The 13,925-nt window shown below is 68.4% G+C and carries 12 protein-coding genes; 8 read left to right on the top strand and 4 right to left on the bottom strand.

Translation table 11 applies throughout. The annotated features are described in order from the left end of the window. The first annotated feature begins 40 nt into the window (after positions 1-40). From QFZ65_RS14145 to QFZ65_RS14135, 3 genes are read left to right on the top strand one after another with little or no spacing between them, the layout of a single operon-like run. The gene (locus QFZ65_RS14145) at positions 41-1,243 is read left to right on the top strand and encodes an NAD(P) transhydrogenase subunit alpha (protein ID WP_306911349.1); all 1,203 of its coding nucleotides are present in this window, start codon (positions 41-43) and stop codon (positions 1,241-1,243) included. Beyond that, positions 1,243-1,578: an NAD(P) transhydrogenase subunit alpha gene (locus QFZ65_RS14140; RefSeq protein WP_306912587.1), complete on the top strand. Its 336-nt coding sequence runs from the start codon at positions 1,243-1,245 to the stop codon at positions 1,576-1,578. The genes QFZ65_RS14145 and QFZ65_RS14140 overlap by 1 nt, the downstream gene beginning before the upstream one ends. Beyond that, entirely contained in the window at positions 1,575-2,948 is a 1,374-nt protein-coding gene (locus tag QFZ65_RS14135) for an NAD(P)(+) transhydrogenase (Re/Si-specific) subunit beta (RefSeq protein ID WP_306911348.1), read from the top strand. The genes QFZ65_RS14140 and QFZ65_RS14135 overlap by 4 nt, the downstream gene beginning before the upstream one ends. Positions 2,949-3,003: 55 nt before the next feature. On the opposite strand, the gene QFZ65_RS14130 is transcribed toward QFZ65_RS14135, so the two are convergent. Genes QFZ65_RS14130 through QFZ65_RS14120 form a run of 3 tightly spaced genes read right to left on the bottom strand, consistent with a single transcriptional unit; the run spans position 3,004 to position 5,404 of the window. Next, the gene (locus tag QFZ65_RS14130; RefSeq protein ID WP_306911347.1) at positions 3,004-4,206 is read right to left on the bottom strand and encodes an Rv2578c family radical SAM protein; all 1,203 of its coding nucleotides are present in this window, start codon (positions 4,204-4,206) and stop codon (positions 3,004-3,006) included. 51 nt (positions 4,207-4,257) lie between these two features. Continuing rightward, a complete protein-coding gene (locus QFZ65_RS14125) occupies positions 4,258-4,911 on the bottom strand; it encodes an SIMPL domain-containing protein (protein ID WP_306911346.1) in 654 nt (217 codons plus the stop codon). Further along, a complete protein-coding gene (locus QFZ65_RS14120; protein WP_306911345.1) occupies positions 4,904-5,404 on the bottom strand; it encodes a hypothetical protein in 501 nt (166 codons plus the stop codon). The genes QFZ65_RS14125 and QFZ65_RS14120 overlap by 8 nt, the downstream gene beginning before the upstream one ends. Positions 5,405-5,729: 325 nt before the next feature. Between QFZ65_RS14120 and pheS the strand changes: the two genes are divergently transcribed. Both pheS and pheT read left to right on the top strand, forming a co-directional pair. Beyond that, the gene (gene pheS / locus QFZ65_RS14115) at positions 5,730-6,791 is read left to right on the top strand and encodes a phenylalanine--tRNA ligase subunit alpha (RefSeq protein ID WP_306911344.1); all 1,062 of its coding nucleotides are present in this window, start codon (positions 5,730-5,732) and stop codon (positions 6,789-6,791) included. Between the two features lie 2 nt (positions 6,792-6,793). Next, entirely contained in the window at positions 6,794-9,337 is a 2,544-nt protein-coding gene (gene pheT, locus QFZ65_RS14110; RefSeq protein ID WP_306911343.1) for a phenylalanine--tRNA ligase subunit beta, read from the top strand. A 105-nt stretch (positions 9,338-9,442) separates the two neighbouring features. On the opposite strand, the gene QFZ65_RS14105 is transcribed toward pheT, so the two are convergent. After that, positions 9,443-10,408, bottom strand: a complete 966-nt coding sequence (locus QFZ65_RS14105; protein WP_306911342.1) for a quinone oxidoreductase — start codon at positions 10,406-10,408, stop codon at positions 9,443-9,445. 218 nt (positions 10,409-10,626) lie between these two features. On the opposite strand from QFZ65_RS14105, the gene argC reads away from it, so the two are divergent. The 3 genes from argC to argB are packed head-to-tail and all read left to right on the top strand — an operon-like array spanning position 10,627 to position 13,822. After that, positions 10,627-11,658 (top strand): N-acetyl-gamma-glutamyl-phosphate reductase, encoded by a 1,032-nt coding sequence (argC, locus tag QFZ65_RS14100; RefSeq protein ID WP_306911341.1) that lies wholly within the window; start codon positions 10,627-10,629, stop codon positions 11,656-11,658. Then, a complete protein-coding gene (gene argJ / locus QFZ65_RS14095; protein WP_306911340.1) occupies positions 11,655-12,821 on the top strand; it encodes a bifunctional glutamate N-acetyltransferase/amino-acid acetyltransferase ArgJ in 1,167 nt (388 codons plus the stop codon). The genes argC and argJ overlap by 4 nt, the downstream gene beginning before the upstream one ends. 41 nt (positions 12,822-12,862) lie before the next feature. After that, positions 12,863-13,822, top strand: coding sequence for an acetylglutamate kinase (gene argB / locus QFZ65_RS14090; RefSeq protein WP_306911339.1), 960 nt, complete (start codon positions 12,863-12,865; stop codon positions 13,820-13,822). Positions 13,823-13,925: the final 103 nt, after the last annotated feature.

Below are 13,925 nucleotides of genomic sequence, written 5' to 3'. Positions count from 1 at the left end.
AAGCTGGAACTACGCTGAAGCGAACCGAGAGGAGAGCCGCGTGCAGGTCGGTGTCAGACGGGAGCGGTGTGCGGGCGAGCGCCGGGTCGCGGCCACACCGGAAACGGTGAAGCAGCTGACTGCCCTCGGTCTGCACGTCGCAGTGGAGAGCGATGCCGGGGCCGCAGCCGGTTACTCCGATGATGCGTTCGCCGCAGCCGGAGCCGCGGTTGTTCCGGACCTGTTACCCGAGACCCTTGATGTGCTCCTGCACGTCCGGCCGCTGACACCGGAGGTCGCCGCGGCCCTGCGGACCGGTTCCATCACCGTCGGCTTCGGCTCTCCGGCCTCCGAGCTGCCGGCCGTCCGGGCCCTGGCCGACGCCGGAGTCACCTCCTTCGCGCTTGAACTCGTCCCGCGCATCTCGCGGGCCCAGAGCATGGATGCCCTGAGTTCCCAGTCGCTGGTCTCCGGTTACCGTGCCGTGCTTGAGGCGGCCCTGCGCTATCCCAGGTTCTTTCCGCTCTACATGACCGCGGCCGGCACGATTCCGCCCGCACGGGTCCTGGTCCTCGGCGCAGGGGTCGCGGGATTGCAGGCGATCGGCACGGCGAAACGCCTTGGCGCCCGGGTCTCGGCAAACGACATCCGGGCCGCGTCAGCTGATGAAGTGGCGTCGATGGGAGGGACGTTCATCCACCTGGACCTCGACGTTCGGACGGCCGACGCTCAGACTGCGGACACTCGAACTGCGGACGCTCGGACAGCGGACGCGTCCGCTCAGGGCAGTGGAGGATATGCGCGCGAGCTCGGCGAGGACCGGGCCAAGCGCCAGCGCGCGCTGCTCGCCCCGCATGTAGCGGCCGCGGACGTCCTCATCACCACGGCCGCAATCCCGGGCCGTGCGGCTCCGTTGCTCGTGACCCTGGACATGGTGGCCGGCATGCGGGCCGGTTCGGTCGTTGTGGACCTTGCCGCTGAATCCGGCGGGAACGTTGAAGGAGTCCAAGCCGGGCAGGACCTCCTGATTCCGGTTGCCGGCGGGTCGGTGACCCTCGTCGGGCTGCGGGATGCCGCTTCCGCGATGCCTTCGGACGCGTCCCGGCTGTTTGCCAAGAACGTGGCCAACCTGCTTGCCCTGATGACCACGGGCGGAGAGGTCGTGCCGGATTTCGACGACGACGTCGTCGCCGGAGCCTGCCTGACCCACGCCGGCACTGTCCGCCATGCCGCGACCGCAAACGCCATGGAGGCCCTCAAATGATGGATCCGATCACGCTGCTCACTGTCGTGGTGCTGTCCGTCTTTGTCGGTTTCGAAGTCGTCTCCAAGGTAACCAGCAAGCTGCACACGCCGCTGATGTCCGGGGCCAACGCCATCCACGGCATCATCCTGGTGGGTGCCATCCTCGTCGCCGGTCAGGCGGATGATCCTTGGCTGCTCGCGATCGCACTGCTCGCCGTGATCCTCGCAACGGCCAACCTGGTGGGCGGATTCGTGGTCACGGACCGGATGCTGGAGATGTTCAGCGGACGGAAGGCCGCCAAGACGCGTGCCGCGCCGCGGTCCGGACGCGCCACGGGAGGAGGCGGAGCATGAGCCTCCTTCCCCCCGAGTGGACCGGCCTGTGCTATCTCGCCGCTGCCGTCTGCTTCATCCTCGCGCTTAAGGGTCTCAGCTCGCCGCGGACAGCCCGCCGCGGAAATGCCATCGGCGCCGCGGGTGCACTCCTGGCCGTGGCCACGGTCTTCGCCTCGGCGAAGCTGGAGAACATCCCGCTTATCCTGGCCGCGATCGTCGTCGGATCGGCCGCCGCCGTCCCGGTGGCCCGCCGCGTCCAGATGACCCAGATGCCGCAGCTGGTCGCACTGTTCAACGGGGTCGGAGGCGGGGCCGCTGCCCTGGTCGCGGTGCTCGAACTCGGTCATAACGCCAACCCCTGGGTGCGCCTCGCGGTGGTGTTCACCATGCTGGTCGGGGCAGTGTCCTTCGCCGGTTCCGCGGTGACCGTCGGAAAGCTGCAGGAGCTGATCACCACCCGCCCGCTGCTCTTCCCCGGCATGCCACTGGTGATGGCTGCCGTCCTCGCCGGTGCCATCACCTCCGGTGTGCTGGTGGTCCTCACCGGGGCGGCCGGCTGGGCTCTCGCGGTGTTGGTTCTTGGACTTGGCGCCGGGCTGCTCCTGGTCCTTCCCGTCGGCGGCGCGGACGTGCCGATCGTGATTTCCCTGCTCAACGCCTTCACCGGCCTGGCGGTCGCGGCCTCCGGAATCGTGCTGGGCAATGTGCTCCTGCTCGTTGCGGGAACGCTGGTGGGTGCCAGTGGCACCATTCTGACCAAGGTGATGGCCTCGGCCATGGGCCGGGGCGTGGGCGGGATCATGTTCGGGGCTTTCCGCGGGGGTTCGACGGCGGGCTCGACCCTCCAGAGTGACCGCCCCGTGCGTTCCTCCTCACCGGAGGACGTGGCGGTCCAGCTCGGATATGCCCAGCGCGTCGTGGTCGTTCCCGGGTACGGGCTGGCGGTGGCCCAGGGACAGCACACCATTGCCGAGCTCGCAGCCGCACTCCAGGCCCGCGGTATCGAGGTGGTCTTCGCGATCCACCCTGTGGCCGGCCGGATGCCGGGGCACATGAACGTGCTCCTGGCGGAAGCAAATGTGCCCTACGAGTCGCTCCGGGAGCTGGAGGAAGTGAACCCTGAATTCCCCAACACCGACGTCGCCCTGGTGGTGGGTGCCAATGACGTGGTCAACCCCGCCGCCAAGTCGACCCCTGGGGCGCCCATCTATGGGATGCCGATCCTCGAAGTGGCCCAGGCCGGACAGGTGGTGTTCCTGAAACGCTCCATGCGGCCGGGCTTCGCCGGGATCGAGAACGAACTGCTGCATGACCCGAAAACCACGCTGCTCTTCGGGGACGCAAAAGAATCGCTCACCAAGGTCCTGGGCGCAGTGAAGGCGCTGTAGCGGCGGCTTCCACGCAAGGGGGCCCGCTCCGTACAGGGCCCGGTACGGGGCCCGGTCAGAACAGGGTCGGTTGGGCGGCCTCGCCTGCGGGGACTCCGGGCTGCCGGGAGAAACCCGCCGCGTCCGGGATGCTGCCGGCCGGGTACTGGGCTTCCTCTTCCCGGGGATCGTCGGGTGTCGGGTTGCCGTTGAGGTCGCGGTGGCTAAAGCCGTGTGAACCGGAGAATCCGTGGCGGGCCTTGAAATAGCGGATCCGGCCGGCAAGCCAGGCGCGGTACTCCTTGGAGGCGTAGGAGCCGCCGCCATAAAGGCGACGGTACTTGCCGACGAGCTCGGGGTGCTCCCGCGCGATCCACTGCATGAACCATTCGCGCGTTCCCGGCTTGAGGTACAGGGCGCCGGCCGTGACTCCGGTGGCGCCGGCGGCCGCGAGGGAGCTGAACAGGGAGTCCAGTGCCTCGTCGCTGTCCGAGAGCCACGGGAGGATGGGCATGGCCATGACACCGCACGGCAGTCCCGCTTCCCGCAGCCGGGAGATGAGCTTGAGCCGTGCCCGGGGCCCGGGGGTTCCGGGCTCCACGGCTTCGGACAGCTGCTCGTTGGTCATCGCGAGCGAGATGCCTACCCCCACAGGGACCTGGGCGGCTGCATGTTTCAGGAGCGGGATGTCTCGGGAGAGGAGCGTGCCCTTGGTCAGGATGGACAGGGGAGTGCCGGAATCGGCGAGGGCGCCGATGATGCCCGGCATCAGCTGGTAGCGGCCCTCGGCCCGCTGGTACGGATCGGTGTTCGTGCCGAGCGCCACGTGCTGGCGGCCCCAGGAGGGTTTCGCGAGTTCCCTGCGCAGGACGTCGGCGGCGTTGATCTTGACCACCACCTGGCTATCGAAGTCGAGGCCGGCGTCGAAGTCCAGATAGGTATGGGTCTTACGGGCAAAACAGTAGACGCATGCGTGGCTGCAGCCGCGGTATGGGTTGATGGTCCACTCGAACGGCATGCGGGAGCCGGCCGCCACCTTGTTGAGCACCGATTTTGCGGTGACCTCATGGAAGGTGACCCCGGCAAATTCAGGGGTGGACACGGAACGCACCAGGCCCAGCAAAGGCAGCAGCGCATCGGTGCCGGGAGCGGCCGCCTTGGCCCCGCTGCTTCCAGTGGCCGCGACGAGCGCTTCCGGACCAGCGCCGGCGTCGGGATCCGCCTCAGAAGCGGCTCTCCTGCTGCGGACCGGAGCGAGTGCTTGGGCGTCCCATCTCATGCCTACATTCGAAGGTATGTTCGACTTTAAGTCAAGCACCCGGTCAGCGCGTCAGCGGGTCACGGTGTCGTCGAGCAACTCCCAGGCCGCCTCGACCGACGCGCTGACGCTGGACGCGCCGGCCTCGACGGTCAGCGGCTCCACCGCCGCTGCCCGCTGTATCCCGGCAACCGGTATGGGCGCCGGGCTGCCCTGGTGCTGGACAATCGAGAGCACCTTGCCCAGGCGGGCCCCCGCAAGGGATGCCAGCTGCTCCGCCGCGGCGAGAGCGTCCGCCCACGCCGCCTCCCGGGCGCGGGCCATGACGGCGGCAGGATCGGCGAAGCAAAGCTCCAGGCCGTGGAGCCGGACGCCGTTGCCGCCGGCCGCCACCGCCGCGGCGATGATCCCGGACGACGCCGCCAGGTCCCGGATCCGCACATTGAGCACACTTGAGGCCAGATAACCGGAGACGGCCTGGCCCCGGCCCTCCTGCCAGTTCACCTCGGCGCGGACATTGAGCCTCGACGTGCTGATGTCCTTGCTGTCCACCCCGCGCTCCCGGAGTGCCCCGGTGATCGCGGCCAGGTCCCGCCCGGCGTCCGCGTATGCATCCCCGACGTCGGACCGGCGGCATTCAACGCCCACCAGGAGGGTGAGCAGGTCCGGCGCGGCGTCCGCGCTGCCTGTGCCGCTGACCGAAATACTCCTGGGGCTCTCAGTCACGCCCTGCCTCTTTCCAGGGGAGGAGTTTCCGGGTGGGGACTCTCCGGGTGGGGATCGGCGCGCCGCGCGTGGACAGCGGTGGTGCCGGAGGCTTCAGGTCCGGGTAGCCGCCGGCCTGCAGCCCGGCGAGCCGCTCAAACATGTTGGCCGAGCCCGGGTTTCCCGTGCGCAGGACGGACCAGCCGGCTGCCAGCAAATACAACGCCAGGAACGGCGCTCCAAAACACCAGGCGTATTGGCTGCTGTGGCGCTCCTCGTGCCCCAGCAGGGCCGGGTCCGCCAGCGCCCGCTCGAACCCGGCCCGGAAGAGCACCACATTGCCAACCGTGAAGGCACCGGCGAACGGCAACCGCCAGCGGTAGTCCGTGGCAATCAGCAGGCCTCCGGGGCCGCGGCGGACCCGGGTGCGCGCGGAGGCAGCGATGAGCAGACCGAGCGGGGTCGATCCGTTCAGCACGTTTGCGATCTGCCGCAGCCGTTGTCCGGACGTCATGGGGCCATGCTAGCCGCGCAGGCCGCACCGTGGGGAAGTCCGGAGGTTCCCGTTCCGTTCGGGCGCCGGCGTTCCCTTCAACCGGGGTTCCTTCAACCCGGGTCCCTTCAACCGGAGTGCCGTCAACTAGACTGGTGGGGAGTGCCCGCCGGACGGATTCCGGTGAGCCCTGCCCTTTGTCAGATGCAGCTTTGTCAGGTGCAGCTTTGTCAGACTCAGCTTGTCCGATCCAGCTTGTCAAAGGCCAGCTTGTCAAGGCCGCCGCCGGAACGCGTTCATGGCGCCGTGCCCTTGGCATGAACCGACTCGTAGCTAAGAACAGTAGATGACTGAAACTTTGCCGGGCGCCGCCATCCCGAATCCTCTGGATGAGGCTGCCATCACTGCCGCCGTAGACCAGGCCGTTGCCGCCATTGCTGCCGCCTCCACGCTCGATGAACTCAAGGCCGTGCGCCTTGCGCACACCGGCGAGAAGTCTGCCCTGAGCCTTGCCAACCGTGAGATCGGCGGGCTGCCGAAGGACCAGAAGGCTGCCGCCGGCAAGCTCATGGGGGCCTCCAGGGGCCGTGTCAACAAAGCGCTCGCGGACCGCACGGCCGTGCTCGAAGCCGAGAACGACGCGCGGATCCTGATCGAGGAGACTGTCGACGTCACCGCCGCGCCGCGCCGCCGTCGTGCCGGTGCCCGCCACCCGCTGTCCACCTTGCAGGAACGCGTCGCGGACATCTTCGTCGGCATGGGCTGGGAGATCGCCGAAGGCCCCGAGGTCGAATCGGAATGGTTCAACTTCGACGCGCTGAACTTCAAGCCGGACCACCCTGCCCGCGAAATGCAGGACACCTTCTTCGTGGAGCCTCCCGAAGCCCACCTGCTGATGCGCACGCACACCTCCCCGGTGCAGGTGCGCTCCATGCTGGAACGCGAGCTGCCCATCTACGTGCTGTGCCCGGGCAAGGTGTTCCGCACCGACGAGCTGGACGCGACGCACACCCCGGTCTTCCACCAGTTCGAGGGCCTGGCCATCGACAAGAAGCTGAGCATGGCGGACCTCCGCGGCACCCTGGAGCACTTTGCCCGGCAGATGTTCGGCAGCGAGGCCCAGATCCGGTTGCGGCCCAACTACTTCCCCTTCACCGAGCCCTCGGCTGAGCTGGACATCTGGCACCCGGGTGCCAAAGGCGGACCCAGCTGGATTGAATGGGGCGGCTGCGGAATGGTCAACCCCAATGTGCTCCGGGCCGCCGGGATCGATCCGGACATCTATTCAGGTTTTGCCTTCGGCATGGGCATCGAGCGGACCCTCATGTTCCGCAACGAGGTCGGCGACATGCGCGACATGATCGAAGGCGACGTACGTTTCAGCGAGCACTTCGGGATGGAGATCTAACAGTGCGTATTCCACTTTCCTGGTTGCGGGAATTCGCCCAGGTACCGGCCGGAGCAACGGCCGAAGACGTTATGGCGGACCTGGTCAAGGTCGGCTTTGAGGAAGAAGCGGTCCACCGCCCCACCGACAGCCTGCAGGGCCCTGTGGTCGTGGGCCAGGTGCTGAGCATCGTCAAGGAGCCGCAGACCAACGGCAAGACCATCAACTGGTGCCAGGTGCGGGTTGTCCCCGAGGGCCAGGAGCAGAGCCTCACCGGCGACGGCATCGACCCCTCCGGCGTGCAGGGCATCATCTGCGGCGCCCACAACTTCGTGGAGGGCGACAAGGTGGTGGTGACCCTTCCGGGCGCCGTGCTGCCCGGGGATTTCCGGATCTCCGCGCGCAAGACCTACGGCCACCTCTCGGCAGGCATGATCGCCTCCGTCCGCGAACTGGGCATCGGCGAGGACCACGACGGAATCCTCGTGCTCTCGCGGATCGGGCTCGATCCGGAGGTCGGCACCGACGCGATGGAACTCCTCGGCCTTTACGACGAGGCCGCGGAAATCAACGTCACCCCGGACCGTGGCTACGCGTTCTCCATCCGCGGTGTCGCGCGTGAATATGCCCACGCCACGGGAACGTCCTTCACCGATCCGGCGTCGAAGGTGCAGGCCCCGGAGGCGCTGACCGGCGGTTACAGCGTGAAGCTCAACGACGACGCGCCGATCTACGGCAAGCCCGGCTGCGACCGCTTCGTGGCGCGGACCGTGCACGGCGTCGACGCCACACGACCCACCCCGCCGTGGATGTCCTCCCGGCTCCGGCTCGCCGGCATCCGCTCCATCTCCTTGCCCGTGGACATCTCCAACTACGTCATGCTCGAGCTCGGGCAGCCCCTGCACTTCTACGACCAGGACAAACTGTCCGGCGGGATCGTGGTCCGCCGCGCCGTGGCGGGGGAGAAGCTCAAAACGCTGGACGGCAAGGAGCGGGCGCTCGACGCCGAGGACCTGCTGATCACCGACGGCTCCGGCCCCATCGGCGTCGCCGGTGTGATGGGCGGTGCCTCCACCGAGGTCAGCGGTACGACGTCGACCATCCTGATCGAGGCGGCGCACTTCGAGGAAGTCTCGATCGCGCGTTCCCGCCGCCGGCACAAGCTGCCGTCGGAGGCGTCCAAGCGCTTCGAGCGCGGAGTGGACTGGCACGTAGCGCACCTCGCGGCCCAGCGCGCCGTCGACCTCCTTGTGGAACTCGCCGGCGGCACCGCTGCTGCCGAGGGTACTGACGTCGGTACCGCCCCGGACCCGGTCACCGTGCAGCTGCCCGCCGGGTTCGCCGCGGACCGGATCGGCATCGACTTCAGTGCCGAACAGATCGTCACCTCGCTCGAGGACCTGGGTGCCGTCGTGGTGGAATCCGCCGACGGCTGGACGGTAACCGCACCGAGCTGGCGCATGGACCTGGAAACCAAGGAAGACCTCTCCGAGGAGATCGCGCGTCTGGTCGGCTACGACAAGATCCCGGCATCCCTTCCGGTGGCGCCCCCGGGCCGCGGCCTGACCCGCGTCCAGCAGCAGCGCCGCCGCCTGCTCCAGGCCCTGGCAAGTTCCGGCCTGACCGAGGTCCTGGCCTACCCGTTTGTCTCCAAGTCCGCCAATGACACCTTCGGCGGCCCCGAGGAAGGCACCGGACGCGCGGCGCTCAAGCTCGCGAATCCGATCAGCGAGGAGCACGGCTACCTGCGGACCTCGATCCTGCCGGGGCTCATCGAAGTGGCCAAGCGCAACCACTCCCGCGGTTTCCGGGACCTGGCCCTGTTCGAGGCCGGGCTCGTGTTCCTGCCGGGGGACACCCTCGGCACCGCCACGATCCCGCCGCTGGGCGCCAAGCCCGGCAGCGAGGTGCTCGATGCCCTGTACGACGGCGTCCCGGAGCAGCCTTTGTTCCTCGCGGCCGTGCTGACCGGCCACGATTCCCCGGCGGCTCCGGGCCACACGCCCCGTGCGTGGGACTGGGCCGACGCCCTCGACATCGCCCGGCTCGCCGGCGAGGTGCTCGGGGTGGATCTCGTCATCAGCCAGGGCCGCCACCAGGCGTTCCACCCGGGACGCACGGCGCAGCTGGCCCTGCGCAGCGGCGAGATCGTGGGCTACGCCGGCGAACTGCACCCGAAGCTGCTGGCCGCGCAGGATATGCCGGCGCGGTCGGTGGCGGTCGAGTTCAACGCCGACGCCCTCTTCGAGGCGGCCGCGGACGTGATCGTTGCCAAGCACATCTCGACCTACCCCGTGGCCACGCAGGACGTCGCCCTCGTGGTGCCGCGCGAGGTTCCGGCGGAAGAGGTCCTCGCCGCCCTGCGCGAAGGCGCGGGGGACCTGCTCGAAGACGTCGCACTCTTCGACGAATACGCGGGCAAGGGCATCGAGGAGGGCAGGAAGTCGCTGGCGTTCAGCATGCGCTTCCGGGCCGCGGACCGCACCCTGACCGCGGATGAAGCCTCTGCCGCCCGTGAAGGCGCCGTGGCCGTCGCGCACGAACGCTTCGGAGCGGTCCAGCGCTGAGCTCAACCAGTGCGCTGAGCTCAACCACTGAGCTGAACTGAACCACTACGAAAAACTCCCCGCAGCCGCCCGGCTGCGGGGAGTTTTCGGTTTCCAACGGACGAACTACGGGACCAGGATGACCTTGCCGGTGGTGCGGCGCTGCTCGAGGTCCTCGTGGGCGCGGGCCGCGTCGGCGAGGTCGTAGCGCGCGCCGATCCTTACCTTGAGGGCCCCGCTCGCGGCGGCGGCGAAGATTTCGTCCGAGCGCCACCGGCGTTCCTGCGGGTTGAGCAGGAAGTGGCCTATGGTCGGCCGGGTCAGGTACAGCGAGCCGCCGGAATTGAGCCGCTGCGGGTCCACCGGCGGGACCGGGCCGGAGGCGGCACCGAAGAGCACGAGCGTGCCCCGGATGCGCAACGCGGCGAGGGAGTCATCGAAGGTGTCCTTGCCCACGCCGTCGTACACCACATCGGCGCCGGTCCCGTTGGTGAGTTCGCGCACCTTTGCGGAGAAGCCCTCGTAGCGCAGCACGTGGTCGGCTCCCGCCTCGCGGGCCAGCTGCTCCTTCTCGTCGGTGGAGACCGTGGTGATCACGCGGGCGCCCTTGGCCTTGAGCAGCTGGATCAGCAGCAGGCCGACACCGCCGGCTCCCGCATGGAGGAGCACCGTCTGGCCAGGCTCGACCCGGAACGAGGAATTAATCAGGTAGTGCGCCGTGATCCCCTGCAGCGGGAGAGCGGCTGCGGTGAAGTCGTCAACTCCGGCGGGAACGGGCAGCGCCTTGTCCTCGTCCACGAGGATGTACCCGGCGTAACAGTTCGTGCCTTCAGCGGTGGCTACCCGGTCACCGGGGGAGAACACGGTGACACCCTCGCCGGTTTCCTCCACGGTCCCGGCCGCCTCGGAGCCCGGGGTGAAGGGATAGGACACCTTGTACACCCCGCCGCGCTTGTACGTGTCGATGAAATTGACGCCGACGGCGGCCACCTTCACCAGCAGCTGGCCCGGACCGGGTACCGGACGCTCCGCCTCGACCAACTCCAGCACTTCGGGCCCTCCGGCCTGGCTGGCGACGATTGTGTGCATCATGTGCGTCTCCTTTCCCGGCCGGGGACTTCCTGGCCGGATCCTCGGTCCATCCTAGGGACATCCGCGCACAGGATGAAGGAAGGCCCGGTGTCCGGACGAGTTCTTTCCCGTCAATGGGTCGGGACTCGTTCCGGGGGTTCCGGGACCCGTTCGGGACACAGGAGGCAGTATGCATAAATATCGGGACCTATGCATACTCTTGCTGTATAGTTTGACCCATGACTATTTCTGTTGCCGTGTCCGGGGCGAGCGGCTATGCCGGCGGCGAGGTGCTGCGGCTCCTGGCCGGTCATCCCCACGTAACGATCGGCGCCATCACCGCGCACAGCAACGCCGGTTCCAGACTAGGGGAATTGCAGCCCCATCTCCATGGCCTGGCCGGCCGGATCCTTGAAGACACCACGGTGGAGAACCTTTCGGGACACGACGTCGTGTTCCTGGCCCTTCCGCACGGCGCCTCGGCAGAGATCGCGGCCCAGCTCCCGCCCGGGACCGTGGTGATCGACGCCGGAGCGGACCACCGGCTCGAGGATCCGGCCGCGTGGGAGAAGTTTTACGGCTCGCCGCATGCCGGTACCTGGCCCTACGGGCTCCCCGAGCTCCCCGGCCAGCGCGACGCACTCCGGGGAGCCATGCGGATCGCCGTCCCCGGCTGCTACCCGACGTCGGCCCTGCTGGCCCTCACACCCGGCTTCAGCAACGACCTGCTGGAAGGCGACGACGTTGTGATTGTCTCCGCCTCCGGAATGTCCGGAGCCGGCAAGGCCGCCAAGGTCAACCTGATCGGCTCCGAGGTCATGGGGTCCATGAGTCCGTACGGGGTCGGCGGCGGGCACCGGCACACGCCGGAGATCGAGCAGGGCCTGTCCAAGGCCGCACGCGGTCCCGTGACCGTCTCCTTTACGCCTACCCTGGCACCCATGAGCCGCGGCATCCTCACGACCGCCACAGCCAAGGTGCGCGCCGGCGTTACGGCCGAGGACCTGCGCAGCGCCTGGAGCGACGCCTACGACGACGAACCGTTCGTCCACCTGCTCCCCGCGGGGCAGTGGCCAGCCACCAAATCGGTGCAGGGGTCCAACCACGCGGTGATGCAGCTGGCACTCGATGCCCACACCGGCCGCGTCATTGTCACCTGCGCCATCGACAACCTGACGAAGGGGACCGCCGGCGGCGCCGTGCAGTCCATGAACATTGCCCTCGGCCTGCCGGAAACGGCCGGCCTCGAACTGCAGGGAGTCGCACCGTGAGCATCACCGCACCCCAGGGATTCCGCGCTGCCGGCGTGACCGCCGGGCTCAAGGCCTCGGGCAACCCGGACATGGCCCTCGTGCTCAACGAGGGGCCCTCCAAGGCCGCCGCCGCCGTCTTCACCTCCAACCGCGTGGCGGCCGCGCCGGTGCACTGGTCCCGGGAGGTCGTCAAGGACGGCCGGGTGGACGCCGTCATCCTGAACTCCGGCGGCGCAAACGCCTGCACCGGCCCGCAGGGCTTCCAGAACACGCACACCACCGCGGAGAAGACCGCCGAAGCGCTCGGGGTCTCCGCCACGGACGTGGTTGTCTGCTCCACCGGCCTCATCGGTGAGCAGCTCCCGATGGACAAGATCCTCGCCGGGATCGGTGCCGCGTCGGCAGCCCTGGACACCGACGGCGGATCCGCCGCCGCCACGGCGATCATGACGACGGACTCCGTGTCAAAACAGGCCGCCGTCACCGGCACGGATGCCGCCGGAAACACCTTCACCATCGGCGGTATGGCCAAGGGTGCCGGCATGCTCGCCCCCGGCCTGGCCACCATGCTTGTAGTTCTCACCACGGACGCCGACGTGCAGGCGGAGATGCTCGACGTCGTCCTCCGCGACGCCACCCGGGTGACCTTCGACCGGGCGGACTCGGACGGCTGCATGTCCACCAATGACACCGTGGTGCTGCTCGCCTCCGGCGCCTCCGGTGCGGTGCCGTCCGCCGCGGAGTTCGGCAAGGGCCTCACCGAGGTCTGCGCGGAGCTCGCCCGCAAGCTGATCGGTGACGCCGAAGGAGCGAGCCACGACATCGCGATCCGGACGTTCAACGCGGCCAGCGAGCTGGACGCGGAGACCGTCGGCCGCGCCGTGGCCCGCTCCAACCTCTTCAAGACCGCCATCTTCGGCAAGGACCCGAACTGGGGCCGTGTGCTCTCGGCCGTCGGCACCACGGACGCCGTCTTCGAACCCGACCGGCTGAACGTGTCCATGAACGGCGTGCAGATCTGCCGCAACGGCAGCATCGGCGATGACCGCAGCCTCGTGGACCTTGAACCGCGCGACGTTCTCGTAGAGATCGACCTGCAGGCCGGCGACGCCGAGGCCACCATCCTGACCAACGACCTCACCCACGACTACGTCCACGAGAACAGCGCCTACTCCAGTTAGTCCCGGAAAGGACTAGCAGTAGGAAGACCAGAAGGACGAACATGAACACCCAGACCCGCGAGACCACCTCAACGTCCGACGCCCAGGACAAGGCCGGCACGCTGATCGAGGCGCTTCCTTGGATCCAGCGCTTCGCCGGCACCACCATGGTGATCAAGTACGGCGGGAACGCCATGGTCAACGACGAGCTACGCCGCGCGTTCGCCGAGGACGTCGTCTTCCTGCACCATGTCGGCATCCACCCGGTAGTGGTCCACGGCGGCGGCCCCCAGATCAACGCCATGCTCAGCCGGCTCGGCATCGAATCCGAGTTCAAGGGCGGACTCCGGGTCACCACCCCGGAGGCCATGGACGTGGTCCGGATGGTCCTGACCGGGCAGGTCGGCCGGGAGCTTGTCGGCCTGATCAACTCGCACGGCCCCTACGCCGTCGGCATGTCCGGAGAGGACGGGGGCCTGCTCCGCGCTGTCCGCAGGGGTACCGTGGTCAACGGCGAGGAAGTGGACCTGGGCCTCGTCGGCGAAGTGGTCGGCGTGAACCCGGAGGGGATCCTGGACATCATCGCGGCCGGGCGGATCCCGGTGATTTCGACCGTGGCCCCGGAGATCTTCGATGATGGAAGCCTCGACGCCGGAACCCGGCAGGCGCAGACCACGGGCCAGGTGCTCAACGTCAACGCGGACACCGCCGCCGCCGCCCTCGCCGAGGCATTGGGCGCGTCAAAACTCGTGATCCTCACCGACGTCGAGGGCCTCTTCGCCAACTGGCCGGACCGCTCCTCGCTGGTCTCCTCGCTGACCGCCTCCGAGCTGCGCGAACTCCTGCCGAGCCTGGAGTCCGGCATGATCCCGAAGATGGAAGCGTGCCTCAAAGCCGTGGAGGGCGGCGTGGAGCGCGCACACATCGTGGACGGGCGGCTTGCCCATTCAATGTTGCTGGAAACCTTCACGACCGCGGGCATCGGCACGCAGGTCGTCCCGGACGAGGAGATTAACGCATGAACGAAACTGTTGGCGTGAGTCCGACCGGCGATGGGGCCCCCGCCCGCTTCGCGGTGCCCGACCACACCCGGGCCCCCATCGCCGGCTCGGACTCCACAGCTTC

The sequence above is a fragment of the Arthrobacter sp. B3I9 genome, from assembly GCF_030816935.1.
In the GTDB taxonomy this organism is placed as follows: domain Bacteria; phylum Actinomycetota; class Actinomycetes; order Actinomycetales; family Micrococcaceae; genus Arthrobacter.
Note: the sequence above shows the minus strand (reverse complement) of the source record. Positions and strands in the feature narration are given on the sequence as shown.

Excerpts from the sequence above, each read along its gene's own strand:
- argB (WP_306911339.1), top strand. The coding sequence starts at position 12,863 with ATGAACACCCAGACCCGCGAGACCACCTCAACGTCCGACGCCCAGGAC.
- QFZ65_RS14140 (WP_306912587.1), top strand. The coding sequence starts at position 1,243 with ATGGATCCGATCACGCTGCTCACTGTCGTGGTGCTGTCCGTCTTTGTC.
- QFZ65_RS14130 (WP_306911347.1), bottom strand. The coding sequence starts at position 4,206 with ATGAGATGGGACGCCCAAGCACTCGCTCCGGTCCGCAGCAGGAGAGCC.
- pheS (WP_306911344.1), top strand. The coding sequence starts at position 5,730 with ATGACTGAAACTTTGCCGGGCGCCGCCATCCCGAATCCTCTGGATGAG.
- QFZ65_RS14105 (WP_306911342.1), bottom strand. The coding sequence starts at position 10,408 with ATGATGCACACAATCGTCGCCAGCCAGGCCGGAGGGCCCGAAGTGCTG.
- argC (WP_306911341.1), top strand. The coding sequence starts at position 10,627 with ATGACTATTTCTGTTGCCGTGTCCGGGGCGAGCGGCTATGCCGGCGGC.
- QFZ65_RS14135 (WP_306911348.1), top strand. The coding sequence starts at position 1,575 with ATGAGCCTCCTTCCCCCCGAGTGGACCGGCCTGTGCTATCTCGCCGCT.
- QFZ65_RS14120 (WP_306911345.1), bottom strand. The coding sequence starts at position 5,404 with ATGACGTCCGGACAACGGCTGCGGCAGATCGCAAACGTGCTGAACGGA.